The sequence below is a fragment of the Streptomyces sp. NPDC002104 genome (assembly GCF_053593795.1).
Map to the genome: position 1 here is coordinate 33,656 of NZ_JBSFDF010000053.1, position 25,304 is coordinate 58,959.

Below are 25,304 nucleotides of genomic sequence, written 5' to 3' on the forward strand. Positions count from 1 at the left end.
AACCCGGGCGGCCGCAGCACCGGCAAAAGGCCGGCCGCCCGCTCCCTCACCCATCGAGATCAGGAGAAACCCAGCATGACGCATCGCCCCGCTGTCTTCGCCGCCCTGCTCGGACTGACCCGCGCCGGGAGCGCGATCGGAGATTTCTGGATCCAGAACGACTTCTGCGCCCGGGTGAAGGGCGCCTCCGACGACCACCCGGTCACCTTCAAGGACCCGGTCACCGGCCAGGAGACCACCCACGGCACGGCCGGTGGCCGCTCGGCGTGCCTGCACCACTGCCTCACCTACACGGCCACGCAGGCGATCGTGGCCGGGGCCGGCGCCCGCGCGCTCGGCATCCGGGTTCACCCGGCCGCCGCCGCGGCCGCGCTCGCCATCTCCTTCACGACCCACTACGCCGCGGACCGCCGCGTCCCCGGCAAGGGCCTGCTGGAGAAGATCGCCACCAAGACCGGCAAGGGCGGCTTCTACAAGCTCGCCGACTTCGGCATCAACGGGGCCTTTCAGCTCGACTCCGCATGGCACCACGGCTGGGAGACCGTCGCCGCGCTGGTCGCCACCACCAAGTCCACCACCCGGTGACCGCCAGCCGTCCGCGCACCCGGCTGGACCGGGTGCGCGCCTCCGTCGGCATCGCCCAGCTCGCCCTCCAGCAGATCGAGGACGACCTGAGCGCCGACGACGTCGACGGCCCCGAGCTCGCCGCGATCCTGCGCGAGCTCCAGGAGGACATCGACGTCCCCGGCGGCCTCTTCCCCGCCCTCGCGCAGCTGCTCACCGTCGCCGCGCGGCGGGCGGAGCAGATCGAGCCCGACCGCGACGGAGACGCCTCCTGCCCCCTTCACGAGGCCGCCGCGCTCCTCACCGACAACGCCGGGCCGCGCCTCACCTGGGCGGCCCGCTCCCTCGACCCGCAAGGAGACCTCGCATGACCTCGGAGCTGTACCCGGACCTGCCCGAGAACGGGCTGATCGTGCTGATCGGTGCCTCCGGCGCGGGCAAGTCGACGCTGGCCCGCACCTGGCCGGCCTCCCAGGTCCTCTCCCTCGACGGCCTGCGCGGCACGGTCAGCGACGACCCCGGCGACCAGGGCGCGACCGGCGACGCCGCCGACGTCCTCAAGCTGATCCTGGAGCGCCGGATGGCCCGCCACCTCAACACGGTCATCGACGCCACCAACGTCGAACAGTCCGTGCGGGTGGAGCTGGTGATGGCCGCCAAGCGGCACGGGATGCCGACCGTCGCGGTCGTCGTCGCCACGCCGCTGCCGGTCTGCCTGGAGCGGCAGGGCCCGCGGCCGGACAGCCGGCGGGTGCCCGAGGACGTCGTCCGCTCCCAGCACCAGGCCATGGTCCACTCCCACCAGCGCCTCGCCGCCGAAGGCTTCAACACCATCGTGTTCGCCGACGCCCTGCACCGCCTGGAGCCGTTCCTGGGGCGGCTCTCGAAGGTCCGGGAGGCCGACCTCGGGCGCGACGGCAGCGACGGCCTGGGCGACCTGTGGCTGGCCCGCCGCTTCTTCGGCCCGGAGATCCTGCCGTTGTGGCGGTGGCGGCCCGGCTCGGACCTGGTGACCGGCCGGGACCGCGTCGCGGAGCTCCGCCTCGGGCAGCAGTACCTCACCCTCGCGCTGCGCGAGGACGTCGACGGCGAGGGCGACTTCGGCTTCGACGTCCTGCTGCCCTGCCCCGTGGACCCGGAGTGCGACGGGCAGGCGTGGGCGCCGGCCTACGCGGTCACCGACCTGCACAAGGCGCTGACCGGCGCCATGGACAACGACCCCGAGATCGTCTGCACCGTCCACGGCGGCCTCGACGACGTCGACCAGGAGGCCGACGACTACGACCGGGGCTGGGACGACGACCCCGAGGGGCGCGCCGACCTCGAGGCGCAGGCCCTGGAGGCGATCAGCGCATGAGCGCCCAGGCCCCGGTGTGCGGCTGGGACCAGGCCGTCTTCCGGTGCGGGCGGTGCGGGGCTGAGCACACCGCCCGCACCGAGGCCGACTACCTCAAGGTGGTCGGTGCCCACGGTGACGCCCACGCGGTGTGGGACCGGCTGAATCCCATCGAGCGGGACGGGATCACCTCGATCCTGCGCATCATCCTGGCCGCGCCGGAACTCGCCGCGGAGCTCCTGGCGCTCGCCGACCGGCAGCCGGCCGGGGGCGAGGGCCGGTGAGCCGGGCCGCCGACGGGCCGCACCCGCACCCGCTCACCCCGGCCGACCTCCCGGACGGCGACGACTGGTTCAGCGGCTGCCCCGACTGCCACCTCCCGATCCAGGGCGGGGGCGCCGGCCTGGCCGCGCACCGCCGGACCGTCCACAACCCCCGCCGTGACTACGGCGACCGCCGCACCCCCATCACCATCCAGCTCGACTACTGACAAGGAGGCCCTCATGGCCGTCCAGACCGCTCCGGCCGACACCTTCACCGCACTCGACACCTGCTTCACCACGGACCTCGCCGCCCTCATCGGCAGCGAACCGCCACGCGACCTCACCCCGAACCGGTTCATCGACCTGGTCGAAGAGGTCCGCGACGTCCTCGCCTCCTCCAGCCTCGGCAACTTCCAGGAAGCCGGGGACGACCTGGACCACGCCGCCACCTACCTCACCGACGCGCTGACCGAGCCCGGCGCCGACATGCCCGCGCTCCTGGCCCGCGCGCGGACCCACCTGCGCGCCGCGATCGAAACGGCCAGCTGACCGCCCTGAGCTGAGCGCACTCCGTGCCGCCCCGGACTCCCGCACCTCGCGGGGGCCGGGGCGGTCGCGGTGGCCCCTCAACACAGGAAGGAGACGGGCGCCATGCCGTTGCCGTATTTCGAGGTGGACGTGCCCATACGCAGTACCGAGATGCCCGGCGTGCGGGGGCTGCACGTCTTCACCGGCCGGGCCGACAGCCGCAGCGCCGCCGTACGGATCGCCCACGAGGTCTACGACGCGGCACGCGCCGCGACGGAGGCCGGGCTGGAGATCCCGCACGGACGGCCGGACGGCTGGGGTGCCTGCGGATACCGGCCCGGCTGGGAGCTCGACTGGCCCGCCGCGACCGCCGGCCGCTGGACGAACCCCTTCCGCTGGACCAAGCCCAGCACCTTCGAGTTGTAGCTCCGCCCCGGGACAGCCGCCCTGCTTGACCGGCTGACGACTGCCCCGGGCCACCCATCCCGTACGAGACGAGAGGGAGACCTCAGTATGGACTCCGTCCTGCACACCACGGGCCGGTTCGGCCCACGCACCCTCCTGATCACCGCCGCAGCCGTCCCGCTGACCGGCTGGGCGGTCCACGCCACCGTGCTGATCAAGCAGAACGCCGCCAAGGACAAGGACCCGCTGACCGGGCTGCTGCGCCGCGACGCCTACACCGCCCGCGCCCGCCGGCTCCTGGCCCGCCACGGCGACAAGGTGACCGTGGTCATGGTCGACGCCGACCACTTCAAGCAGATCAATGACGGCATGGGCCACGAGGCGGGCGACACCGTCCTCGCCGCGATCGGAGCCCGGCTCACGGCGTGGGCGGGCCCGCGCGCGTCCGTGGGCCGCCTCGGGGGCGATGAGTTCGCCGTGGTCCTGGAACTCGCCGCCGACCGCCGTACGCAGCGCCTGGAGCAGCTGGTCCGGATGCTGCACACGGCGGTCACCCTGGACGACGGCCGCACCGTCGCCGTCGCCGCCTCGGTCGGCGCCGCGGCCCCGGCCTTGGTCGGCTCCCGCGACCTGACCGCCCTGCAGAGGGCGGCCGACGCTGCGCTGTACGACGGCAAGCACTCCGGCCGCGCGGTCCTCGCCGTCGCCGCGCACACCACGCTCCCGTCCGTCAACGGGCGCCGGGCCGGCAGGCCGGGCACGGCCGTGTGGGGGCGAGCGGCATGAGCACCGCCACCCTTCCGCCGGCGGGCGACTGGATCCGCGGCATCAGCATCCGGCAGCCGTGGGCCACCGCCATCGCCACCGGGGCCAAGCCGATCGAGAACCGCCCGCAACCCTGGTCCTGGCGCGGCTGGCTGCTGCTGCACGCCAGTCTCCAGACCGACCGGCCTGCCCTGCGCCTGCCGCTGGTCGCCTGCGCGATCCGCGGCCGCGACCTGCCGACCGGCGCCGTGATCGGCGTCGCCCGGCTGACCGGCTGCCACCAGGACCCGGACGGGACCCCGCCCTGCGGGTCGTGGTCGGAGCCCGGCCAGTGGCACCTGGAGCTCGCCGACGTCCAGGAGCTCGCTCTGCCCATCCCCGCCCGCGGTCGGCTCGGGCCCTGGAAGCCCGGCGAGGACCTGGTCGCCCAGGTCCTCCAGCAGCTGCCCGACTTCCGGCCGTGACCACCCGGGGCAAGAAGAAGCAGCCGTTCGAGCCGGGCCTGATCCCGGCTCCCGGCACGCTCCTGGAATGGCGCGACAGCCAGCACTTCGACCACTGGCAGGACCGCCCCTGCGCGCTGTGCGACAAGCCCACGCCGATGCGCTCCCACGCCGGGGAGCCCGTCCACAAAGCGTGCGCTGAGGACTGGATCGCCGCGAATCCCACCGAGGCTCGCCTCGGCCGGTTCGCCTCCGACACCCAGCCCAAGAGCACCAAGCGCGCCACCCACGCCTGAACCCTCCCGTCGGAGGACCCCATGAGCAGCACCGACCACCACGTCGACCACACCCTCGCCTACCCGGAGCCGCCGGCCTCGCCGCTGTGGCACCGCCACGGCAACGCGAAGGCCCGGCCGCTCACCACCGCACAGCAACGACGCAACCGCGAGCTCCTGGTGCTCGCGCAGCGCACCCACCGACCCCGCACCCCACGCTCCCCCAACACCCTGGCGGAGGCCAGCCGATGAACCCCCAGACGCACCTCGCCATAGACGGCTACGTCGACGCGATCCCCGCCCCCGGCCGCGACCGGGGCACCGCGACGTTCGACCTGATCCACTCCCCCGCCGACGCGGACACCATCGCCCTCGACACCCCCGACACCGTGTACGCCTGCACCACCGCCGACCCCGGCCTCGCCGACGTCCTGCTGAGCGAAATCCAGCGCGGCGACCTGCTGCGCGTCACCGGCACCCTCACCCCGCCCGGCACCCCCGACGCCCCGGCCCTCTTCACCGTCGCCGGGCTGGAGGTCCTCGAGGCCGCTCCGGCGTTCATGCCCTTCGACCTCGTGCTGGAGCGCTGGGGCGACTACGTGGCCGTCTTCGACGCCGACCGGGACCAGGTCCCGGTGTTCACCGCGTCCGGCACATGGGTCGGCGAGGCCGCCAGCCCCGACGTGATCAGCGACCTGATCGCCGCCTACAAGAAGGGCGGCTCGCGATGACCACGACGCTCCCCGCACAGCGCACCGTCCTGGAGACGTTCCCCGCCGGCCACCCCCGCGGCGTCTGGCCCGCCGACGAATACGCCGCCGCCCAGCGGGCCCAGGGCACCGAGGCCCACGTCGTCATGGACCTCGGCAGCGACCAGTTCCTCGTAGTCACCGACACCACCACCCGCTGAACCACCCAACCGAGAGGCGCCCATGAGCGACACCGAGACCGAGACATTCGAGACGATCCGCTACACCGCCGACGTGGTCGCCTTGACGCCCGACGGCAACGTCCTGCTGATCGAGCGCGACTGGCCGCCGTTCGAGGGCGCCTGGGCGTTGCCGGGTGGCCACCAAGACGAGGGGGAGACCAGCCGCATGGCGGCCGCCCGGGAACTCCTGGAGGAGACCGGGGTCCCCGTCGACCCCGACCAGCTGCGCGCGATCGGCACCTGGGACCACCCGGGCCGCGATCCGCGAGGCAGGTACAGCACCGACGCCTACCTCGCCGTCGTCCCCGCCGGCACCCCGATCGTCGCTGGAGACGACGCCCGCACCGCCCGCTGGTGGCCCCTGGACGCCCTGCCGGAACGACTCGCGTTCGACCACGCCGACATCCTCCGCGCGGCCACGGCCCTCTGAGACACCGCCACGCGACACCAAGCGCCGCGCCCCGACCGGAAGGCCGGGGCGCGCCGCTCTCTTGTTCTCTCCCCTCACCAGCACACCAGAGGAGCCCCCGCGTGTTAGCCACCCTGATCACCGCCGCCCTCGCGATTGTCGCCACCCTGCTGGGCGCGATCGTCAGCGGCCGCTTCCAGGAGCGCGCCGCCGAACGGCAGGTGCGCGTCAGTCACGGCGAGGCGATCCGACGCGACCGCCTGGAGGCCGTCACCGCGCTCGCCTGCGCCGCCAGCGACCACCGCACGACGATGTGGAGGCGCGGCGACGCGGTCCTCAAGGGCGCCGGCCCCGAGCGGATCGAAGCCCTGCGCGGCGAGAGCCACATGACCCGCAGCGCGGTCACCCGCCCACTGGTCGCGCTCCGCGTCCTCTTCGAGGACCAGACCGTGCGCGCCGCCGCCGACCGCATGATCACGCTCACGTACGCGATGCGGGACGCGTACGCCACCACTGAAGACCTCACCGCCGCCCGCGAGGCCGCGAAGGTTGCCCACGACGACTTCGTCAACGCCGCCGCCCACTACCTGCGCCCGGCGAGCACCCACACCACCTTCGAGCAGGAGCCCACCCGATGAAGCGTCCCTCCTTCCGCCGCTGCGGGACCGCGCCCGGCGCCCTCTCCCCCGAGGACCAGGCCGTCATCGACCAGTTCCGCGCGATGCTCACCGCCGTACGCAACCCGCATCCCTGGACGCCCGGTGGCTCCCAGGACATCGCCATGCGGGTCGGACCGTTCGTGGAACGCGCGCACACCCGGCCCGGCGACGACCACGGCCCCGACCTGATCGCCGTCACCCTGGTCCACCCCGACACCCCGCACGCCGCGGCCTACCTCCACGGCCGCCAGCTCGGCTACACCAACCGCGGCTGGCTCCGCTGCCCCACCACCGCGATCCTCGGCTTCTGGCAGCCCGGCTACACGATGCTCACCCACGCCGCCGCCGGCCTGCCCCTGCCCGGCGACGTCGGCATGGAGCCCGCGCACTACGCCCTCTACATCGAGGCCCGCAAGCGCGACGACAGCCTGGACGGCTACACCCTGCTGCGCCTCGGGCCGTACACCCAGTCCCGGCACGCTCAGCAGGACTACGACCGGCTCACCGGCACGCTGGAGGGCCGGGAGACCACTGCGGTGCCCGGCTTCCGCGTCTCCGCGCGGTACGCGCCGTTCGACGTCAGCGACCATCAGCTGTTCGTCGACCCGTACGAGGCCGACGCCGTTGCGCTCCTGGACGCGGCCGTCGCGGGGGTGAGCGCATGATCGCCCCGGCCCTGTACGAGATCGAGACCAGCGAGGGCGACGACGGCACTACGCACCCCGCCGAACAGCTCTGGACGCCCTGCGCCGACGGCGCGGCCGACCACGGGTTCATCGCCCACCAGGGCCTGTTCGTCGCCGGGATCGACGGAGCCGACGATGACCTTTACCCGGTCGGCTTCCTGGTCCTCGGACACCAGCGGTGGGCCGACGTCATCGAGGCCGCCGCCGCGTACATGGCCCGGACCCATGGCTGGAGGAACCTGCACCTCTACCCCGGCGACGACCCGGCGGTCCTCATCCCCCGCATCCCGCGCGCCGTCCACACCCACGGCGCCTTCTTACGGCACCCGCACCCCGAACACGGCTGCGGATGCGAGTGGGACGACACCTGGCGCATGGTCTGGGCACCCAGCACCGAGCCCGGCGCCGTCCCGATCACCGCCCTACGGCACCCCGCCGCCTCGGCGACCGCCGCCGGCCTCCCCAACCCCGACGAAGACGGTGCGCCCGCGACCTGGGCGACCTGACCCCTGCTCCACCCGAAGCCCTGCCTCCGGCCCCGTGCCGGAGGTAGGGCTTTTTTCGTTTCTGGAGTCAGAGCCGTCAACTCCGCGCCGTCCGGCACTCGATGGATCATGAGCCCGCAAATGGACTCCCCAAATGGGGAGCGATGCTCGCAAGCCAGTCCTGGCAAGGGTTCTGGGTGTGCCAAGATGCCCCTGCCGCGCACGGTGCGGCCCACGCATGAGTAACAAGGAAGGGCACTCCCCGTGCTGAACCCAAGCGCAGCGCAGCCGATCGAACCCCCCGAGGGAAGTACCGTCGTCGGCACAGGGAAGGGTGGCGTCGGCAAGAGCACCGTGGCCGCGCACCTCGCCGGCGAATCCGCGGCTGCCGGGGAGCGGACCCTCCTCATCTGCGTGACCGGGCAGGATGACGACGACCTCGGCATCAAGCGGTTCAACCGCGGAATCCACCCGGAGGGCCCGTCCGTCATAGACGGTGAGGGTCTCTACAGCGCCATACACGATCGCACCCCGCTCCGGCCGATCCGGGAAGTACGCCCGAACCTGGACGTGATGCCTGGTGGGCCTAAGGTCGGGGAGATCGACGGCCTCCTGATGCTGCGCACGCTCCAGGAAGGTGCAGGCGTCGTCATGTCGCTCGCGCAGGCCCTGGCCCCGATCGCGCCTCTCTACGGCCGCATCATCTTCGACAGCGCCCCGGAGAAGGACTCTCTGGAGCAGCTGGTGCTCGCCGCCGCGAAGTACCTCATCGTGCCCACCCGCTCCGACGATTCCTCGGTCCGCGGCATGGAGCGCATCAGCAAGAACTTCAAGCTGGTGAAGACCCAGGTGAACCCTCACCTCCAGATGGCCGGGGCCTTCCTCTACGGCTCGAACCGTGCGGCGACGCTGATGCACGCGGCCGTCTATGAAGACATCCGCACGACTCTGGGCGAGGGCACGCCGATCCTGGAGACGATCGTGGGCTACCGAGAGGTGCCCGCCCGCAACGCCCGCAAGAAGGGGCTGCTGTTCGGCGAGTACGCCGACCTGCTTCCGACCTCCGCGACGGCGTACGACGTGAAGGCCGGCCGCGCCACATCGGCCGACGTCGTCCCGGACACGATCGTCCCGCTGGCCAAGGAGATGCGGGAGCTGAACCAGGAAATCTTCGACCACACCAGGAGGAGGGCCTGATGGGCCTGTTCGACGTCGACGAAGAAGCTCAGCAGGGCCAGGGCACAGGCGGCCTCTTCGGCGGAGGTCTGGCGGCAGCGGCCGGTGCGGTGAGCGTGGTGGTCAAGCCGCTGCCCGGCACCTCCCTCGCCTTGATCCCCGCGCCGTACCAGCCACACAGCGAAGACGAGCTGTCCGACCAGGAGCGCGCGGACCTCGAAGCCTGCAAGGCCGGGGTCGACAACCTCCGCAACGCCTTCTGGATCGCGGGCAAGTCGTTCGAGACCATGAGCGTGGCCAAGCTGCATCGCGAGGAGAACCCCAACTACGCGGCATGGGTCTGGGACACCTGGGAGGTCTCCGAATCCCAGCTCTACCGGCTTATCGACGAATGGCGCGTCGGTGAAGCTCTCGCCAACCTCGGGCACAAGCCGCCGGAGTCCCACGTCCGCGCGATGACCGAGCTGCGCCGCCAGACGAACGACAAGGTCGCGATCACGGTCTACGACACCATCGCCCGATGCAGCCCTCGCGTCACAGGGGAGCTCGTGGAGAAGGTGGTGGGTGACCTCGGTTTCCTCCCGAAGGACGCCAAGGCCGCCGACGTCGGCCGTCGCGTCCGCGAGCTCCTGGAGGCGCCGGATAAGAAGTCCGACGCCGACGAGAAGAACGATGGTGTCCCTGACATCAGCTCGCTCGGCAGCGACTCCCCAAATGGGGAGTCGAGCCGGAAGCCCAGCAATAGCAAGGCGGACCCCCTTGCAGCGAAGGACATCGAGCGACTGCAGACCACCCTCGCCTCCCTCCAGGAGGCGGCGAAGAAGGTGAACAAGTCGGCAGCACGCCGGGCCGTCGAAGCCCAGCCGGACATCGCCGTCCCGCTCATCCAGGAGATTGGGTCGCTGCTCCAGCAGATCGACCGAGCCGTGGCGATCAGGCTTCCGAAGGCGGAGTGACCTCCGAGACTGAAGACGAAGGCCGGCCCCAGACCACCGGGGCCGGCCTTCCGCGTTCCCGAAGCCGTCATGGTCCGGTGAGGATGTTGTGGGTGCCGATGCGGCGCCAGATGGCGGGAGTGTGTGAGATCGCGCGCGGAGCGGCTGGCCGTACGGTGTGAGGCATGGGTTCCAAGCACGGTTGGACAGCAGACCGCGACCTCGTGGTGCGCTGCCTGGCCGAGGCCGCGGCCCTGTGGCAGGCCGGCGAGTGGACTATCAGCCCCCCAGAGCGGGCCGCAGCCAGCGCGACCGGCCTGACCGCAGCGCCCGTGTACGGCTATCCCAGCCTCCCGGCACACGGCCCCACGGCCAACCTGCTCGTCCCGTCGTCCTGGCTACAGCGGGCCGGGCGCCTGGCTGCGCTCGCCGGGCCCTTGTGTTCGGTCACTCGATCCTTGCCCGCCCGGGGGCCGCTGCCGATGTTGCTCGGCGCGGCGGCTGACCTGTGCGACCACCTTCGCGAAGACGTGGATCTGCTCGATACCCAGTGGGCGCTCGACACCACAGGCGACTGGCAGACCTGGGAGTTGGCTGCCGTCTCCGACGACCTATGGCGCAAGGCGGACGCGATCGACATCGTGGTGGGCCGCCTCTCCAGGTTCCTGGGCGTGATCCTGATTGCGGACTGACCCGAGCCGTTACAGGCTTTTCTGCCCCAGGTCATCCAACTGCTTCCACAGCCGTCGCACCGCGAGCGCCAGGACGGCCTGGTCGGTACCGTCCAGCCGCTCCGAGTGCGCCACGGGGGAAGCGAACACCCCGTCACGGATCAGGCCGGCATGGAGGGACACCCACGTGTGCCCCATGCTGCTAGTGATCCCGATCCACCGGCCGTCACCGGAATGCTCGATGCGCTCCATGGTCGGACCGACCCACGTTGTACGGGTGTCGTCCTGCCAGTTCATGACGGTGATGATCATCTGTGCGACATCCGCCGCGAGCAGCCCTGCAGTGTCCGGCATCGTTGAGCCTCCCCTTAGTCGCCGCCGACCCTACTCGCCAGCAGACCACTCGTCCGGTGAGGAATGAAACGCCAGGGGATTGGACGCCACCTGCCCGACAAGTCATGGCCCGGTGAGGATGGAGTGGGTGCCGATGCGCCTCCAGATCACATGCGGTGTGCCAGGACGAACCGCGGCCCCGTACGCCCACGTGGCGCGTCCGGCGGGGCCGGTGCCCATGGACCAGGTCAGCTCGTAGACGTGGGGAAATCCGCTGACTTGCTTGATGCGGAGGCCGGCGCGGAACCGTCCACCGTCGCGCAGGTCGTGGACGAAGGCATTGACGGCCCGGCGGAAGCGCCGGCGCTGTTCAGGGGTGAGGCGGTCCAGGTCGGATGCGAAGCGAGGCAGGGTCTCGTACGTGGGCACGGTGAACCTCCAGGACGCACGAAGCCCCCGGCCGGAGTCGGCCGGGGGCGGTGGTTGCTGGTCGTGTTGAAGGGCGTCGGTGACGCGATGCGCTCAGTGGACGGTCGGGGGAGTGGTGCGATGGTGCGTGTTGGCACTGGTTGACGTTGGAGCCGGCTGGAGTCGGATTTCGTGGCGAGTGGTGCCGATGTGGTCGGCGCGCAGTAATCGCACGGCCGGGGTCAGCTCTCGTAGCAGGCGCGCATCAGGTCCGCCCACTGCTGCGCCAGGAGCATGTCGCCGGCGCAGCTCTCGCAGTGGGGCACCGTGTCGATTCGTGTCGGGTAGTCGGACTGGGCTGACCGGACCGTGTCGGTGACCCGCCGGGTGAGGGGCCGGTCGCACAGCGGGCAGAGGTCTCCGTGGAGCAGTTCGTTGGTCATGCGGCGCACTGTGCACACGGCCGCGGCTTACCGTCTCGGGCTGTGGCGGCGGCCCGCCTGGCGGGCGCCACGGTAAAGATCTGGTGATGGCCTCCCGCCCGGCGGGAAGGACCCCGGATCACGCTTTTCGGCAGGTCAAGCCCGGTGTTCCATGGGCCGATGATCAGCCATACACCGATCCGTCCTGGGGACGGGCGCTATCTCTTCCGCGGCGTGATGGTCGGCGACGGCCACCGTGCTGCGGACACGTCGCTGCGGGCCGCTCAGGATGAGGCCGGTGTCCCGCCCGGGATCTGGAAGGGCCGGGGCCTGGCCGGTGTCGGCCTGGTTGCCGGGGATGTGGTGACCGAGCGGCAGGCCGAACTCCTCCTGGGGGAGGGCCGGCACCCGGACGCCGACCAGATCGAGCGCGAGCGCCTGGAGGCGGGCGACGATCCGGCGAAGGCCCGGAGAGCGACCGTGCTGGGCAGGCCCATCGAGCACAACCGCTCGCCCAAGACCGAGAAGGCCAAGGAGCGCGTGCCCTTGCTCGGCATGCACTTGGTGTTCCGGCCTCCGCCGACCGCTCACCTCGTGTGGGCGCTGTCGGGTGACGAGGATCGTCGGGTGCTGGAGCTGTGCCAGGACATCGCCCGGGACGAGACGCTTGAGTGGCTGGAGGATGCGGTCGCTCAGATCCGCTGGAAGGGCGGCGGCAAGCACCGGGCCGGTGTCCGGGACGGACTGATCGTCGCGGTCTTCCGGCACTACGAGTCCAGAGCCGCGGAGTCCAAGCCCCTTCTCCACGATCATGCGCTGGTGTCGATCCGTGCCCGGCGGCCGGACGAGAAGGGCACGTGGGGCAACTTGTCGGCGGATTCGATGCTGGCCCACATCGTCGCGGCCGACACCCTGTACGTATTGACTTTCATGAGGGAGGTGTCCGCCCGGCTCGGGTGGGCGTGGGAGCCGCGTGAGGTGACCCCGGGGCGCCGGCCCGTCATGGAGATCGCGGGCATCGACCGGCGGCTCATCGGCTGGCAGTCGACGCGCCGTCAGCAGATCGAGGAGGCCCTGTTCGTCCTCACTGCCGAGTACGTGGAGGAGCACGGGCACGAGCCGGGGGAGCGGGCCGCGTACGGGCTGGCCTGCCGGGCCGCCGACCGGACGCGCCCGCACAAGCGCAAGGAGCCGCGGTCGCTGTCCCAGCTCCGCGAACGATGGCGGGAGTCGGCCATCGCCGCGTTCGGTGCCGATGTCGTGGACCGGCTCGCGGAGCGGGCGCGGGCGGCGGCTACGGCGGTGTGGGCGCGGGTGAGGCCGGTGGTCGACATAGTGCTGGCGGCCGTCGACACCGTGGCCGTGGTGTACGTGATGCGCGGGGCTTTCAAGCGCCACCACCTGCTCGCCGAAGCGCGCCGCTACCTCGCCTACGCCCTGCGCGGCCGCCCGCACGAGCCCGGCCTGGACGAACGGATCGTGCAGACGGCCGTCGACGACTACACCCGACCCGTCGGCCGGGGCCTGGCGATGACCGCCGACCTGCACGCCCTGTACCCGCGCGACACCGAGGACCAGGCCGTGCTGCGCCCGCTGACCCGCAACCGGATGCTGCCCCTCTACGCGCGGGCCCGTATGGCCGCCAAAGCGCTCTCCGCCCGGGTTCACGCGGAGCGCCGCTCCGAGCGCCTGGGCTCCCGCACCCGCCCGCACACCGTCGCGGTGCCCGGCGCCTCGAGGTCCGGCCCGCAGCTCTCGCGTACGGACCGGAAGGCCGGCCGCGCCCAGGAGCAGCAGCAGGAGACCGATGTTGCCGCGCTGGAGCAGACCCGCTCCACGATCGAGGCCGTCGCCAAGATGGCCGTCAGCCTCCAGGACGGCGTCCGGGAGCGCGCCGTCGCCCACCGCTACAGGCCGCAGCCCGCCCCGGCGGCGCCCTCCCCGTCGCACACCCCGCCGCCCGGAGTGCAGCACGCGCCGGGCCGGACACCTACTGGAGGACTCGCATGACCACACCGGCGAACCCACAGCTCCCGGGACTGGAGGACGCCCTCGCCCGAGCCCGCGCAGCCACCAAGGAGATGGCCGCCGCGCTCGCTGAGCCCTCGGGCTGGCAGCCGATCTGGAAGCGGCCCCGGACGCCGAAGTCGAAGGCGGCCAAGAAGAAGGAGCTGAGCGATCAGCGGGAGCGGCTCCAGGACGCCGGGAAGCGCCGCCTCGCTGCCGCGCAGTCGCGCCGGCCCCGCTCCCGTCAGAGTCGGATCGGCAACGCGGCCGCGCGCCGCGATGCGCGCGCCCTGTCCCGGGTGCGGCACTCCAACGCCTGGCTGCGGGACGATGCCGGGCATCGTCCCCCGAGTGGAGCCGACGGTGTTCAGCATCCCGTGGCGATGCACGACACCGAGTGAGCTCCACTCAGTGGAGTCCACCCGATGGGCTGCACCGAGTGGGCTCCACTCAGTGGACTCCACCCGATGGACGCCACCGAGTGGACTCCACTCCGGTGCGTACCGGATGACGATGGACTCCACTCCGGTGCGCGCCGCGATGTCCGTCACCGCACCCGGTGCGCACCATCCGACGATGCCCGACACCCTCGCGCGCACCACGATGTCCGGCATCCGATGCTCCGCACCGCACCCGGTGCGCACCGCCCGGATCGCGCGCACCGGTCGACGATGCCGGGCACTCTCGGCGCACCACGAGGTCGGGCACCCGATGCTCCGGACTCCACCCGGTGCGCGCACCGCCCGGGTCGTACGCATCAGCGGCCCGACCCCTTGTCCGCCTTCGGGCGGGAAGTCGGCGACCCCTTGTCCAGGTCGGGGCGAGCGCACGTTTCCCCTTGACCAGGTTCGCCAGCGGAGCGTTTCCCCTGGACAGAGCCGGTACCGGCCGCCGATCAGGCCGCGGTCAAGGGGGTGTGTGATATAGGACCCCGCCCGGCGGCGGCGCCCGCCCGGTGCGGTGTGGTGGGGCCGGTGGTGCGCACCGCGATGGATGGTGCGGTGCGCCGGTGCGCGCACCTCCGATGCGGTCACCGCACCTGGTGCGCACCAGGTGCGCGCGGTGCGGTGCGGGGTGCGCACGGTGCGGTGCATCGTCCGGCGATGGTGCGCACCCGATGCGCACCCGGCGCACCGCACCGCACCACCGCCGTCCCGGATGCGCGGCTACGCGGTGGTGCGGTGCGCCGGGTGCGCCTCCATCGCCTGCTTCATCCCCGCGGCCTCCAGCTGGCGCAGGACGCCGGCGACCTCGCCGTGGTCGTCGGTGAGGATGTTCGCGGTGAAGCGGGTGATGGTGTCGGCGATGCCCGGCAGGCTGCTCAGGCACACGCTGTGGCACAGGAGCTCCAGCAGCAGTCGCCCGAGCGCGGCGGCCAGGAAGGAGTGCGCGCACGGCTCTCCGTCGTGGTCGTCCACGGCGGTGACCGGGATGAAGACGCGCGCGGCGACGTCCACGAGCAGCCGGTGCAGCTGCTCCGGGCCTGCGTCGTCGGCGATCGCACCGGCGGTGTCGATGTCGCCGACGAGACGGGCCCGGATGTAGGCGAAGGCGGCGGCGACGTCCTCCGGCTTCATCGGGGCGAGCTGCTCGGTGACGGTGTTCTCGGGCATGGGTGACTCCTCATCTTCGGGCCGCCCCGCTGCTCGCGGCGGCCTCAAGAGGAGCCTCCAGCGGCGGCCCTGTGGACAGAGTCCGGCCGCTGACGGGGGAGAACTCTCCCCCCTGCGTTGATCACGATGCGGTCACGACAGAGAGGTTTTCCGAGGTCGGCGTCACACGAAGCCCGAATCTCGCACCGATAGAAGGTGAATGGCGAGATAGGTCTCGCCCCACCTCCAGGAGCATCCTGTGTCCGCAGACGACCCCGAGAAGTACCTTGACCAGCCCGGAGAGGCCCCCTCCGCGGACCCCTCCATCACCCCCTCCGCGCCCCGCTCTCAGCGACCGGGCGTTTCCGCAGGTCAGCCCCGGCGGACAGGGGGTCGGCGCAGCGTCGACAACCCTCATGTAGATGTAGCAAGGAGCCCTGAACACCGGAGGACTTCGACCGGACCTCGACGCCGGGAGCTGCTGCAAGCACTGGGGATCTTCCAGAGGGCTACGCCCGACCAGTTGTGGAAGCTGACCCGTCCGGGCAACAAGCACGACAAGCTCGTACGGGACAACCTCCTGGATCTGGAGGACCACCACCTGGTGAGGCCCGAGCTGGTGAGGGAGGATCAGCGGCAGGTGTGGGTGCTGACGAAGCGTGGACACGGTGAGGCGAAGCAGCTGCTGGAGCCGAAGGGCATACGGGTCTCGGCGCTGCGCGAGAAGAAGTACGACCCGGTGACCGGGAAGCTGCTCGGTGCCAGCTACGACGACCACGCCGCCGCGGTCACCTCGACCGCCGCCGCACTGCACGTCGCGGGCATCGGGCACCGGCTCGGCTTCCAGACGGAGATCGCGCACCGGCTCGGCAACGGCTACGTGCAGCGGGCGGACCTGGTGGTGCGGGCGCCGGAGGCCGGGGTGCCCGTGCTGCTGCTGGAGATCGACCGCCGCACCGAGGACGCGCACGACCTGGTCGCCAAGCTGCGCCGGTACTGGGAGTGGGGCCGGCTGCTGCCGAAGGACGCGGACAAGCGCAGGGCCGATCTGGTCCGGTCGCGGCCGGATGCGATCGAGCGGCTGGTCGGCCACGATGAGCGGCTGTGGCGCAGGTTCTACCCGCCGACCGGCCGGGAGGGCCTGGTGCCCCTCGCGTTCGTGTTCGCGGACACCACCGAGGCGAAGGTCGACAACGCGGTCGCCGTGCTGGAGGAGGCCGGCCGCCGCTACTGGGCGCCGCGCCGGTACGAGTCCCTCTACGAGAAGGCCATCACCGCGCGGGACTACCGCCAGGCGGTGCCCGTCGTCATCACCACCCTGGAGCAGCTGATGGAGCACGGCGCCGGTGCGGCGGTGTGGCGGAGGCTGGGACGCAAGGGCGAGCAGACGCTGACGGACGCGCTCGACAACCCCGACGGCCACGACCTCTACCGCGCCCAGGAGGCCCGCGCCGACGCGCAGGACAAGGAGCGCCGTGCCGCTGAGCGGGAGGCGGAGCGCCCGGTGTGCACGCGCTGCGGGCGCAAGTTCACCGACGAGCGTTGGGAGGAGATCACCGTGCACCGCACCGCCGTACGGGCCGGGGACAAGTCGGTGTGCGGTCCGTGCCGGGCCGACGACGTCGCCCGCCAGGAGGCCGCCGCCGAAGCCGCCCGCCTCGCGGCCGCCACGCCGGAGCCCGAGGACGACCCGGAGCCGGACCGGGGCCGCGGCTGGTTCCGCCGGCGGACCTGACCCGGGCAAGCCCAAGGGGAGCCTGGGCAAGCCACCCCGATGGGTGGCTTGCCCAGCCCCGGCCCCGCCCGCCCGCCCGGCGGGACGGCCCGCGAACTCGGGACGTCGCCGTACGGGACGGAAGGGCCGAACCCGGCTGCACGCCAGTCCCGGGCCGTAGACAGGGCTTATGAGACGCACCCGAGAAGAGACCGCGCCCCAGGATCTGCCGGGCGGCCTGTGGCCCGCGCTGGCCCGGCTCCAGCACACCCATCCCGACCCCGTGGGCCGCGTTGGGCCGCTCGCCCGCCCGGCCGGACTCCTGTCCTTCACCGCGGCCGCCGACACCATCCTCGCGGCCCGGGTGCAGCTGACCGGCGCGGAGACGATGCACCAAGTGAACGAGACGCTCCGCGCGATGACCGGCGACCTCCCCCACGCCCACTTCACCGGTCCCGGCGTCGCCTTGGAGCTCACGCTCGGCAGACGGCAGGAGCTCCCGATCCACGCGGCGCACACCGCCGGCCTTACCCGGCTGTTCGAGAACGCCACCGGCACCATCGGCGCCCGGAGCACGCCCGGGGGCGGCCGGTGCTTCCACTGCGACGGGACCGGGCGCGCCCGCCCGCTGTGGGAGCCGGCGGCCGGGCACGCCTGACCGGCGGCCCTGGGCAAGCCACCCTCGAACGGCGGCTTGCCCACCCCGCCCCCCGCGCGCTGAGGTGGTGCCCGCCCGGCCGGACGTCCCGGCCGGGCCCGTACGAGGGAGGCACCCGGTGAAGACCTTCACGACGGGGGAGACGGTCGTTCGGCGCGATGTGCACCGCTCCGGCCGGGTGTGGAGCGAGCAGGCGCTACGCGTTGTCGCCGACACCGGCGAGGCACTGGTGACCGCCTGCGCGCCCGGCGCTCAGGCCCGGTGGCCGGCCCTGTACGCCAAGGCCCGCGAGGAGGGCGACCGTACGGTGCGCACCGAGGCGTTCGAGGCGATGGCGGCGGGGGAGTGGGAGCTCGCGCCCGGGGTGTGGCAGGAGACGGAGCTGCTGCTGTGGAAGCCGCCGACGGCGTGGTTCAGCATCAACGCCTTCTTCACCACGGCCGGGCTGAGGAACTGGTACGTCAACTTCGAGCACCCCACCCTCCGTACCCAGGCCGGGTTCGACACCTTGGATCTGACCGTCGACCTCGTCATCGACCCCGATCTGAGCACGTGGACGTGGAAGGACGAAGACGAGTACGCCCACGTCCGGCGCCTGGGCATCGTCACCGACATCGAGCACCAGGCGGTGGAGCTCGCCCGTACCCAGGTCCTCGCGATGCTCGAGGAACGGGCCGGGCCGTTCGCGGACGCCGACCGGTGGGCGGCCTGGCGCTGGGAGCCGGCCTGGCCCGCGCTGCGGCTGCCCCGACGTGAGGGAGCAGGCACCGGCGCGGTGGCGGCGAGCGGTGGAACGCACTCTTGACCGAGGGTGCCGGTGCGCGGGACGGTCAGTTACGCAACTCCCCGCAACTGGCTTTCTCCGGAGGCGATCATGGCGCTACTTTTCTTCGGCACAGACCCGAACTCGGGCGGCGGGAACTGCCCGGCGGTGTGGGTGGACACCGAAGCCGCAGAGGGGCCGGAACTGGTTCTGCAGGGCAAGTTCGCCGACGCGGCGACCCGGGCCGCGTGCAGCCAGGACAGTCCGCCGGCGGATGACGAAGGCGTCATCCGGCTCTCCGCCCGGATGATCGACCAGATCAGGAAGGCATGCGATGCCGCAGAAGCCGCCGGCCCTCAGCTTTGAGGACCTGCTCGACTCCGCCCAACAGCACGCCCTGCACCTGGAGCTCCGCGACGCCTACGCCGTGGGGGAGGAACGGGAGGTCTACGACGCGTTCCTGCGCGACGGGACCGTCCCCGCGTACGACTCGGCGTACTGGAGCGGGTGGCTGCCGCTCGTGGAGCGGACCGTCGCCCGCGGGGTGAAGGTCCGTCGGGCCCGGATCGTCTCCGAGCCCGTCACCGACTACATCCGCTTCGAGCACGCCATCACCGACGCCAACCTCCGCGCCGGAGAGGATGTCCGCTGGCTGCCCCGCCGCCGCGCCTCCACCCTCGCCCTGCCCGGCAACGACTTCTGGCTCATCGACGACCAGGTCGTGCGGTTCAACGTCTTCTCCGGCGACGGTGAGGCCGTGGAGCCCGACCACACCGAGGACCCACAGGCCATCAAGCTGTGCGCGGAGGCGTTCCGTACGGTGTGGGAGCTGGCCACCCCGCACGCCGACTACCGCATCTGATCTGACCCACGCACCTCAAGGGCCGCCCCTCCATGACGACCACCTCTCCCTCGTCCAGCGCCCAGTCGGCCCGCGAGGCGCTCGCCGTGCGGCTCTCGCACCTGCGCAAGGACGCCGGCCTCACCGGGAAGGAACTCTCCGCCCGGTGCGGCTGGCACCCGGCGAAGACGACCCGGATCCAGAAGGGCGACGCCCTGCCCTCGGACGCGGACATCCGCACCTGGTGCGCGGCGTGCGGCGCCGACGACCAGGCCGACGACCTCATCGCCACCGCCCGCGCCGTCGACTCGATGTACATGGAGTGGCGCCGCCTGCACCGCAACGGCATGCGCCAGGTCCAGCAGGACTGGTACGACCTGCACGAGCAGACCCGGATCTGCCGCGTCTACCTCTCCAACGTGCCGCCCGGATTCCTCCAGACCCCGGCTTTCGCGACCGCCCTCATGAACCAGATCACCCGCTTCCAGGGCACCCCCGACGACGTCGCCGAAGCGGTCGCCGCCCGGGTCGCCCGCTCCCGCTTCCTCTACGAGGGCGGGCACCGCTACGTCGTCCTCATGGAGGAGTCGGTCCTGCGCTTCCGCACCGCCGACCCCGAGGCGATGCGCGGCCAGCTCCGCCACCTCCTGACGGTGATGCCGCTCGCGTCCCTCTCGCTCGGGATCATCCCGTTCACCGCGCAGCGCACCGTCTGGCCCCTGGAGGCGTTCTACGTCCACGACGACACCAGCGCCGTGGTGGAGACGCTCACGGCGGAGATCAAGGTGACGCAGCCGCGCGAGCTCGCCGACTACCTCAAGGCGTTCGCCGGCCTCGCGGAGATGGCCGTCTACGGCGACGACGCCCGCGACCTCATCCAGGCCGCGATGGACGCCCTGGAGTGAACTTCCGCAATTTCCCGCAATCTCGTTGAGGGACAGCCCCCACGCTGCGTAGCGTCGAAGTCACCGACGGACCACCAGCCGGAGAGGCGGGGCCCATGCGCGCGCACCACGACACCACCGCCCCGGCCCCGGGGGGCCGCGGCCTCCAGCCGCCCGCCTACGGCGTTCCCTCCCCGGCCCTGCTGGCCCGCGCGGACCGCGGCTTCGCCCGGTTCCTCGCCCAGCAGAACGAGGACCAGGACGACGGGGCCGACGGCGGCGAGGACACCCAGCGGTGACCGCCGGCCACCCGCACGAGACGCTCCCGGCAGCGAGGCCCGCCATGCACACCAGCAGCCACACGGTCCTGTACGACCCTGACGGGCTGATCGAGGCGGAGCTCCCGCTCGACCGCGAACCGTACGAGTGCCTCGTCAAGGCCGTGCTCGCGTGGACCGGCGAGGACACGCTCGCCGTACGCGACTACGAGCAGATCGGCCTCCAGCTGACCGGCCACGCCCGCGCGGTCGCCTCCGACGTACGGCGCCGCGCCGACCAGCTGCCCAAGAGCAGCGGGCGCCGGGCGCTCGCCGACGTCGTCCTGCGCGAGGCGGAAGGCCGGCTGTCCGCGCCGCTGGAGGGCACCGTGCACTGCGTCCAGAACCGCGCCCGCCTGGTCCGCGCCCTCTACGAACGGCTGGACCGCCTGGAGGCCGCGCTCGCCCCGGAGGGGGTTGCACCGGAAGGAGGCTGGACGGTTGTTTGCAGGGGTGCACTAGGCGGGGGACCGCAGGTGTGACCGTAGGTGGGACCCCCCGAATCTGGTGATCTTCCATCTGTACAGGTCAGGGGCCGTGGGCAAGCCCCCTTCCGAAAGCGACACCTCTTTCCACGCGATAGCCGTGGGGAAGAGGCCAGCTCCGACCGGGGGCCGCCGGCGGCGCGATGGGCGGGGCGCAGAGCTTCCACCGAGCCCGGCGCCGCCCACTGCAACACCCGGCCCCGCCACTGCAACACCCGGCCCCGCCACTGCAACACCCGGCCCCGCCACTGCAACACCGAGCCTGCAACACGGCCCCGCGTTGCACCCCTGACCTGGGGCGATGCTGCGTACATGGCCTCTCGCGTTCCGGTGTTGCACCGCTCGTTGCAGGGCTGGCGCTGAGCCCCGGCCGGTCCGCCGGCCTACGGACAGCACGAGACCCCGGGCATCAGCCGACATCCCGGGGTCTCGGTGCACTTCACTTGACCGTCAGGCCCAACGACCGGCCGCGGCCCGTGTCACGCCCACTCCACGCCCAGCTTCCGCAGTGCGTCCAGCTGCTCCGCGGTGAGCTTGTCGCGCCTCGACTTGGTGTTCGAGACCCACACGCCCAGCTTCACGATCACCGGCTCCGCCTCGCCGTCGACCGCGATCGGCTCCCCGTGCCCACGCGGCACCGACCGCCCCGCACCTTCCCGCTCCACCCACTGCGCGAGGGCCGCAAGGCCCCGCTGGAACGCCTGCTGCGCCTTGCCCTGGCTCTTCGCCGTGGGCACGGCCGCCGGGGCCGGAGAGGGGGCCTCGGAGCGCTGGATGCCCAGCGCGGACAGCCGCTCCCGTTGCTCCGTCGACAGCTGCGCCCACGTGCCCGGCTCCTGCTGCCGCCACCGCCACTTGCCGACGTCGTCGCCCTCGAAGATGACGCCCGGCGCGATGTAGGGCAGGACGCCGTCGGCGTCGACCAGGTCGGCGAGCACGCGGTAGTGCCGCTGCCAGTCCAGCGGCCACGGGCAGTCCCAGTCCGGGTCGATCGCCGTCAGCTGCTGCGCGCGCTTTGCCGCCCGCTCCGGGTCCTTCCCCAGGCCGCCCTTCCGGCGCAGGTTCGCCATGTGCTGGCCGACCGGCACCATCGCCTCGCCCTCGCCCCACACCGCGTCCTGACGCGGCGCGAGGTGCCCCGTCGCCCGCCGGTAGGACCGCAGCGCGGCGAGCTTGGTCTCCCACGCCTCCTCGCCCGGCTCCCACACCATCCCGGCCTCCGGGGCGTCCAACAGGGTCTTGCGCCGCTCCTCCAGCTCACCCGCCCGCAACGCCTTCCGCTGCTGATGGACCCACCGGCCAAGCGGGAACTCCTTCGTGACCCCCACCTCGACCTCGACGTCATAGGGCACGGCGTAGACGCCGGTGATCTCGTTCTCCGCCCGCCACCGGATGAGGGCCTGGTAGCCCTCCAGCCACACCAGCGACTCCGGCCGGTACACCCGCGTACGGAGGAACGCGGCGATGGTCGCCGCGTCGCGCGGGCTGGAGAAGTGGAGCAGGGCCGCTTCGGCGGCGGCCTGCGTGTTGTCGTCCTCCTGGTCCTCGCCGTCACCCTCGCCGCCGGCCCCGACGATCTGCCCGTCCTCGTCACGCCGGACGTGGACCTTGCGCTTCCCGCTCGTGAGCGCGCGGGAAGCCAGCTGCTCGACCAGACGTTCGTCATGCGAACGCAATCCCTGGAGAACCGCTACAAGGGGGCGGAAGCTTGCACTGGCGACCATGTCGTTCGGGTCCTCGTTCGCCTCCAGGAACACCGGCACGATGATCCTGGCCACCTTGGTGGAGCCGTCGCGGTTGAGCCGGAGCGCCCGGCCGATGTTCTGCACGATCTCCACCTGCGAGCCGCGGGTGTCCGCGAAGCAGACCGCCTCGACTCCCCGCTCACCCGTGATGTCGACGCCCTCACCGAGCACGCGAACGCTGGCGAGGAACGCCCGGTGCACCCGGTGCCCTGCGGCGTCGATGCCGTTGGCGAACTGGCGCAGGACCTCGCGGCGCTCGGACACGAGGTGGTCGCCGCACAGCCACGCCGACCAGACGCGGTCCGGCGGCACGTGGCGGCCGGCCTCCAGCTCGTAGAACTCCGCGTCGATCGAGGACTTCGGCAGCTTGTCGGCGGCGGCCAGGTCGGCGTCGGACGCGTCGTTGACGTACAGCTCGGCAGCGGTCTCCGGGAGCTTCTCCGCGAACGCGGCGGCCTCCTCCACCTTCTGGTGGAACGTCATGACCGTACGCAGGTTGTACGCCGCCGCGTGCTCCAGCAGGGCGGTCTGCAACAGGGCCAGGCGCCGGCCCCGCCGGGCCTCCTCCGACTCCCCGAGGATCGGCGAGGGATCGCGGATCTCAAGGACGTCGATCTCGAACCCGGCGAGGATCTCCCGCTCGATCGCCTCGCTCAGACCCAGCTCCGCGAGCCAGGCGCCGTAGGTGCCCTCCGGGTCATCGGCCATGGTCGCGATCTCCGCCTCCTGGCCGTCCGCGCCCTTCTGCGGGCGGGCTGCGGCGAGGATGCGCGGGGTTGCGGTGAGGTAGAGCCGGAAGTCGGCGGGGATCCGCTGGTTGTCGTGGATCGCCGCCCACGGTCGCCCAAGATCACCAGCGGTTCCGTGGGCCTCATCCACGATCGCGAGCGAAAAACCGTCCATGCGCTGCCCATACAGCCGCTCCCCGCCCGCCAGAGCGGCCTCCAGCGGCCCGCGAACCTTCTGCTGGCCCTCGGGTGCGTCGATGTCCTCGCGGTCCACGAGAGAGGCGTACGTGGCGAACACGATGACGGGCCCGTGCCCGGCCCACAGGGCGAGCTGGATCGGGTTGGTGGTGGTCCGTACGCCCAGCTCGTTCAGCACCGCGTCGTTCTCCAGCGAGCAGACCGCGATCATCGGGGCCCGGTGGCCCACCAGGCGCCACGCCTGGGCGGTCTGCGCGAGCAGGTCCAGGGTGGGCACGGTCACGAGGATCCGGCCGTCCGCGAAGCTCTCCAGAGCGCACGCGGCGGCCGTGATCGTCTTGCCCGAGCCGGTCGCTGACACGATCGTTCCCCGGGCACCCTGCGGGGGCACAGATGACCTTGCAGGGAATCCCACCCACCTACGAAACGCCGACCGCTGATCTACCTGGTGTTCCTTGAGTCGAATCGCTGACATTCCGTTCCTCCCCGAGCGCTGAATTTGTGTGGTGTTTCAGAGGGCCGCGTGCGGAATGCAGGCCGCGCCCAGGTCGTTCCAGATCGACGCACCCGCCTTGTGCCAGCCGCCCGGCTTTCCGTCCCTGAAGGGCGGCTTGTCGTCCGGGTCGTAGTGACCGGCATCGAGCGTGCAGACGACGTAGTCCCCATCGCTGTTGACCGTCCGCGCGGTGCACAGACCGCCGGCCTCGCCCAGCGCCTCCAGGACCTGACGGCGCGCCGTGGTGTGCGGGTGGGTGGCCGGCAGTACGGCTTCCCGGACGTACCTCTCCAGCCGCACCAGGTCGGCCCGCTCACGCTTCCTCACGTCCGCGATGTGTACGGCCAGTTCAGAGGCCCCGGCCGACCGGCCTCCGCGCCGGGACCACTCCCGGTCCGCGATGCCCACCAGGGCCTCGCTCACGGCCATCACGCCCTTGTCCCAGCCGTCCTCGAACTCAGGGCCACGAGGGCGCGGCGCCATGCCGTCCAGCTCCACCGCCTGGCACTGCGCCCCGGCGACCGCCCCGGCCTCCAGCGCGGCCATCAGGTCGTCAGCCTCGCTCGCGGGCACGCCCTGCGCCTCCAGGAGAGCGAACAGCTTCAACCGGGCGTTCACGGCCGCCGTCTGGTACTGCGTCACCCGGCGCAGAGAATCGCTGCTCAGCGCGGGATCAGGTCCGGTAGATTCGTGGTGACCGGTCATCTGCGGTCGTTCCTCTCGGAATTCCGGGGAAGTTCCCGGGTGGTTGGGGGGTGTCCCGCGTTTCCGCCAACGGTACATGCTGCATCAACCCGATGCACGCGGTACACTAGAACCCACACGAACGAGCGACCCCCCATCTCGTAGCCAGCCCGGCCCGCGCCAGCGGGCCCCAACGGTTCTGGAGGCGCAGCCGGAAGAACCGTCAGGCGGGGGAGCGCAGCGGACCCGCCGGGAGCGCCCCGCGCTCCCCCAACTCCCCTACAGGGGGCCCCACAAGCCCGCACCACCACACCCCAGCGGCACGGGCCGCGCGATGCGCGGCCCAGCCGGGCGCGCAGCGGCCGGCCCCACTGGTCCCTGGAGCGCAGCGGAGGGGACCGCCCACGCTTCGCGTGGGCGAAGGGAGCGCAGCGACCGCTCGCCTGGTGGATGGCCGGCCGCGTCCTGCGCCCCCTCGGCGTGATCACCGAGACGGCC

General features: G+C 72.0%; 35 protein-coding genes and 1 pseudogene. 30 read left to right on the forward strand and 6 right to left on the reverse strand.

What is annotated here, in order from left to right:
• The first annotated feature begins 75 nt into the window (after positions 1–75).
• The 20 genes from ACWCP2_RS31690 to ACWCP2_RS31785 all read left to right on the forward strand — a co-directional run bounded on the left by ACWCP2_RS31690 (position 76) and on the right by ACWCP2_RS31785 (position 10,552).
• Positions 76–585, forward strand: coding sequence for a hypothetical protein (locus ACWCP2_RS31690; RefSeq protein ID WP_450912001.1), 510 nt, complete (start codon positions 76–78; stop codon positions 583–585).
• Complete coding sequence (locus ACWCP2_RS31695) at positions 582–935, forward strand: hypothetical protein (RefSeq protein ID WP_450912002.1); 354 nt, start codon at positions 582–584, stop codon at positions 933–935. Before ACWCP2_RS31690 ends, ACWCP2_RS31695 begins: the two co-directional genes overlap by 4 nt.
• A complete protein-coding gene (locus ACWCP2_RS31700; protein WP_450912003.1) occupies positions 932–1,921 on the forward strand; it encodes an AAA family ATPase in 990 nt (329 codons plus the stop codon). Before ACWCP2_RS31695 ends, ACWCP2_RS31700 begins: the two co-directional genes overlap by 4 nt.
• Complete coding sequence (locus ACWCP2_RS31705) at positions 1,918–2,184, forward strand: hypothetical protein (RefSeq protein ID WP_450912004.1); 267 nt, start codon at positions 1,918–1,920, stop codon at positions 2,182–2,184. The genes ACWCP2_RS31700 and ACWCP2_RS31705 overlap by 4 nt, the downstream gene beginning before the upstream one ends.
• Positions 2,181–2,390: a hypothetical protein gene (locus tag ACWCP2_RS31710; RefSeq protein ID WP_390552884.1), complete on the forward strand. Its 210-nt coding sequence runs from the start codon at positions 2,181–2,183 to the stop codon at positions 2,388–2,390. Before ACWCP2_RS31705 ends, ACWCP2_RS31710 begins: the two co-directional genes overlap by 4 nt.
• A 13-nt stretch (positions 2,391–2,403) precedes the next feature.
• On the forward strand, positions 2,404–2,712 hold the full coding sequence (locus tag ACWCP2_RS31715; RefSeq protein WP_450912005.1) for a hypothetical protein: 309 nt from the start codon (positions 2,404–2,406) through the stop codon (positions 2,710–2,712).
• A gap of 102 nt (positions 2,713–2,814) precedes the next feature.
• On the forward strand, positions 2,815–3,117 hold the full coding sequence (locus ACWCP2_RS31720) for a hypothetical protein (protein WP_450912006.1): 303 nt from the start codon (positions 2,815–2,817) through the stop codon (positions 3,115–3,117).
• Between the two features lie 87 nt (positions 3,118–3,204).
• Entirely contained in the window at positions 3,205–3,882 is a 678-nt protein-coding gene (locus tag ACWCP2_RS31725; RefSeq protein WP_450912007.1) for a GGDEF domain-containing protein, read from the forward strand.
• Positions 3,879–4,325, forward strand: a complete 447-nt coding sequence (locus ACWCP2_RS31730; protein WP_450912008.1) for a hypothetical protein — start codon at positions 3,879–3,881, stop codon at positions 4,323–4,325. The genes ACWCP2_RS31725 and ACWCP2_RS31730 overlap by 4 nt, the downstream gene beginning before the upstream one ends.
• Entirely contained in the window at positions 4,322–4,600 is a 279-nt protein-coding gene (locus ACWCP2_RS31735; protein ID WP_450912009.1) for a hypothetical protein, read from the forward strand. The genes ACWCP2_RS31730 and ACWCP2_RS31735 overlap by 4 nt, the downstream gene beginning before the upstream one ends.
• 21 nt (positions 4,601–4,621) lie before the next feature.
• Entirely contained in the window at positions 4,622–4,831 is a 210-nt protein-coding gene (locus ACWCP2_RS31740; RefSeq protein WP_450912010.1) for a hypothetical protein, read from the forward strand.
• Entirely contained in the window at positions 4,828–5,310 is a 483-nt protein-coding gene (locus ACWCP2_RS31745; protein ID WP_450912011.1) for a hypothetical protein, read from the forward strand. The genes ACWCP2_RS31740 and ACWCP2_RS31745 overlap by 4 nt, the downstream gene beginning before the upstream one ends.
• Positions 5,307–5,489, forward strand: a complete 183-nt coding sequence (locus tag ACWCP2_RS31750) for a hypothetical protein (protein WP_450912012.1) — start codon at positions 5,307–5,309, stop codon at positions 5,487–5,489. The genes ACWCP2_RS31745 and ACWCP2_RS31750 overlap by 4 nt, the downstream gene beginning before the upstream one ends.
• A gap of 22 nt (positions 5,490–5,511) precedes the next feature.
• A complete protein-coding gene (locus tag ACWCP2_RS31755; protein ID WP_450912013.1) occupies positions 5,512–5,940 on the forward strand; it encodes an NUDIX domain-containing protein in 429 nt (142 codons plus the stop codon).
• A gap of 101 nt (positions 5,941–6,041) precedes the next feature.
• The gene (locus ACWCP2_RS31760) at positions 6,042–6,557 is read left to right on the forward strand and encodes a hypothetical protein (RefSeq protein WP_450912014.1); all 516 of its coding nucleotides are present in this window, start codon (positions 6,042–6,044) and stop codon (positions 6,555–6,557) included.
• On the forward strand, positions 6,554–7,243 hold the full coding sequence (locus ACWCP2_RS31765; protein ID WP_450912015.1) for a hypothetical protein: 690 nt from the start codon (positions 6,554–6,556) through the stop codon (positions 7,241–7,243). Before ACWCP2_RS31760 ends, ACWCP2_RS31765 begins: the two co-directional genes overlap by 4 nt.
• Entirely contained in the window at positions 7,240–7,770 is a 531-nt protein-coding gene (locus ACWCP2_RS31770; protein ID WP_450912016.1) for a hypothetical protein, read from the forward strand. The genes ACWCP2_RS31765 and ACWCP2_RS31770 overlap by 4 nt, the downstream gene beginning before the upstream one ends.
• A gap of 243 nt (positions 7,771–8,013) precedes the next feature.
• Entirely contained in the window at positions 8,014–8,946 is a 933-nt protein-coding gene (locus ACWCP2_RS31775) for a ParA family protein (protein ID WP_450912017.1), read from the forward strand.
• Complete coding sequence (locus ACWCP2_RS31780; RefSeq protein ID WP_450912018.1) at positions 8,946–9,881, forward strand: hypothetical protein; 936 nt, start codon at positions 8,946–8,948, stop codon at positions 9,879–9,881. Before ACWCP2_RS31775 ends, ACWCP2_RS31780 begins: the two co-directional genes overlap by 1 nt.
• Before the next feature lie 164 nt (positions 9,882–10,045).
• The gene (locus ACWCP2_RS31785; RefSeq protein WP_450912019.1) at positions 10,046–10,552 is read left to right on the forward strand and encodes a hypothetical protein; all 507 of its coding nucleotides are present in this window, start codon (positions 10,046–10,048) and stop codon (positions 10,550–10,552) included.
• A gap of 9 nt (positions 10,553–10,561) precedes the next feature.
• Here the strand turns inward: ACWCP2_RS31785 and ACWCP2_RS31790 are convergent, their stop codons facing one another.
• The 3 genes from ACWCP2_RS31790 to ACWCP2_RS31800 form a co-directional block, all read right to left on the reverse strand.
• Positions 10,562–10,885 carry a hypothetical protein gene (locus ACWCP2_RS31790; RefSeq protein ID WP_450912020.1) on the reverse strand — a complete coding sequence of 108 codons (324 nt, stop codon included), beginning with the start codon at positions 10,883–10,885 and terminating at the stop codon, positions 10,562–10,564.
• A 102-nt stretch (positions 10,886–10,987) separates the two neighbouring features.
• Positions 10,988–11,293: a hypothetical protein gene (locus ACWCP2_RS31795; RefSeq protein ID WP_450912021.1), complete on the reverse strand. Its 306-nt coding sequence runs from the start codon at positions 11,291–11,293 to the stop codon at positions 10,988–10,990.
• Between the two features lie 221 nt (positions 11,294–11,514).
• Complete coding sequence (locus ACWCP2_RS31800) at positions 11,515–11,715, reverse strand: hypothetical protein (protein WP_450912022.1); 201 nt, start codon at positions 11,713–11,715, stop codon at positions 11,515–11,517.
• Between the two features lie 159 nt (positions 11,716–11,874).
• Between ACWCP2_RS31800 and mobF the strand changes: the two genes are divergently transcribed.
• Together mobF and ACWCP2_RS31810 are read left to right on the forward strand one after the other, a co-directional pair.
• Positions 11,875–13,704 carry a MobF family relaxase gene (mobF, locus tag ACWCP2_RS31805; protein ID WP_450912023.1) on the forward strand — a complete coding sequence of 610 codons (1,830 nt, stop codon included), beginning with the start codon at positions 11,875–11,877 and terminating at the stop codon, positions 13,702–13,704.
• A pseudogene (locus ACWCP2_RS31810) lies at positions 13,701–14,024 on the forward strand (hypothetical protein); the annotation flags it as partial. The gene mobF and the pseudogene ACWCP2_RS31810, both read left to right, overlap by 4 nt.
• An 843-nt stretch (positions 14,025–14,867) precedes the next feature.
• Here ACWCP2_RS31810 and ACWCP2_RS31815 read toward each other — a convergent pair.
• A complete protein-coding gene (locus tag ACWCP2_RS31815) occupies positions 14,868–15,314 on the reverse strand; it encodes a hypothetical protein (RefSeq protein ID WP_450912024.1) in 447 nt (148 codons plus the stop codon).
• Between the two features lie 502 nt (positions 15,315–15,816).
• On the opposite strand from ACWCP2_RS31815, the gene ACWCP2_RS31820 reads away from it, so the two are divergent.
• The 8 genes from ACWCP2_RS31820 to ACWCP2_RS31855 all read left to right on the forward strand — a co-directional run bounded on the left by ACWCP2_RS31820 (position 15,817) and on the right by ACWCP2_RS31855 (position 20,952).
• Complete coding sequence (locus ACWCP2_RS31820; RefSeq protein ID WP_450912025.1) at positions 15,817–17,028, forward strand: replication-relaxation family protein; 1,212 nt, start codon at positions 15,817–15,819, stop codon at positions 17,026–17,028.
• A 169-nt stretch (positions 17,029–17,197) separates the two neighbouring features.
• Positions 17,198–17,665: a hypothetical protein gene (locus ACWCP2_RS31825; RefSeq protein ID WP_450912026.1), complete on the forward strand. Its 468-nt coding sequence runs from the start codon at positions 17,198–17,200 to the stop codon at positions 17,663–17,665.
• Between the two features lie 118 nt (positions 17,666–17,783).
• A complete protein-coding gene (locus ACWCP2_RS31830) occupies positions 17,784–18,470 on the forward strand; it encodes a DUF402 domain-containing protein (RefSeq protein ID WP_450912027.1) in 687 nt (228 codons plus the stop codon).
• A gap of 69 nt (positions 18,471–18,539) precedes the next feature.
• Positions 18,540–18,794 carry a hypothetical protein gene (locus tag ACWCP2_RS31835; RefSeq protein WP_450912028.1) on the forward strand — a complete coding sequence of 85 codons (255 nt, stop codon included), beginning with the start codon at positions 18,540–18,542 and terminating at the stop codon, positions 18,792–18,794.
• Entirely contained in the window at positions 18,763–19,290 is a 528-nt protein-coding gene (locus tag ACWCP2_RS31840; protein ID WP_450912029.1) for a DUF6879 family protein, read from the forward strand. Before ACWCP2_RS31835 ends, ACWCP2_RS31840 begins: the two co-directional genes overlap by 32 nt.
• Before the next feature lie 32 nt (positions 19,291–19,322).
• Positions 19,323–20,174: a helix-turn-helix domain-containing protein gene (locus ACWCP2_RS31845; protein ID WP_450912030.1), complete on the forward strand. Its 852-nt coding sequence runs from the start codon at positions 19,323–19,325 to the stop codon at positions 20,172–20,174.
• Between the two features lie 95 nt (positions 20,175–20,269).
• Entirely contained in the window at positions 20,270–20,452 is a 183-nt protein-coding gene (locus ACWCP2_RS31850; protein WP_450912031.1) for a hypothetical protein, read from the forward strand.
• Between the two features lie 44 nt (positions 20,453–20,496).
• Positions 20,497–20,952 carry a DUF6415 family natural product biosynthesis protein gene (locus tag ACWCP2_RS31855; protein WP_450912032.1) on the forward strand — a complete coding sequence of 152 codons (456 nt, stop codon included), beginning with the start codon at positions 20,497–20,499 and terminating at the stop codon, positions 20,950–20,952.
• Between the two features lie 482 nt (positions 20,953–21,434).
• Here ACWCP2_RS31855 and ACWCP2_RS31860 read toward each other — a convergent pair whose 3' ends face one another.
• The gene (locus ACWCP2_RS31860; RefSeq protein WP_450912033.1) at positions 21,435–24,101 is read right to left on the reverse strand and encodes a Helicase associated domain protein; all 2,667 of its coding nucleotides are present in this window, start codon (positions 24,099–24,101) and stop codon (positions 21,435–21,437) included.
• Between the two features lie 36 nt (positions 24,102–24,137).
• Entirely contained in the window at positions 24,138–24,764 is a 627-nt protein-coding gene (locus ACWCP2_RS31865; protein WP_450912034.1) for a hypothetical protein, read from the reverse strand.
• Positions 24,765–25,304 lie beyond the last annotated feature (540 nt).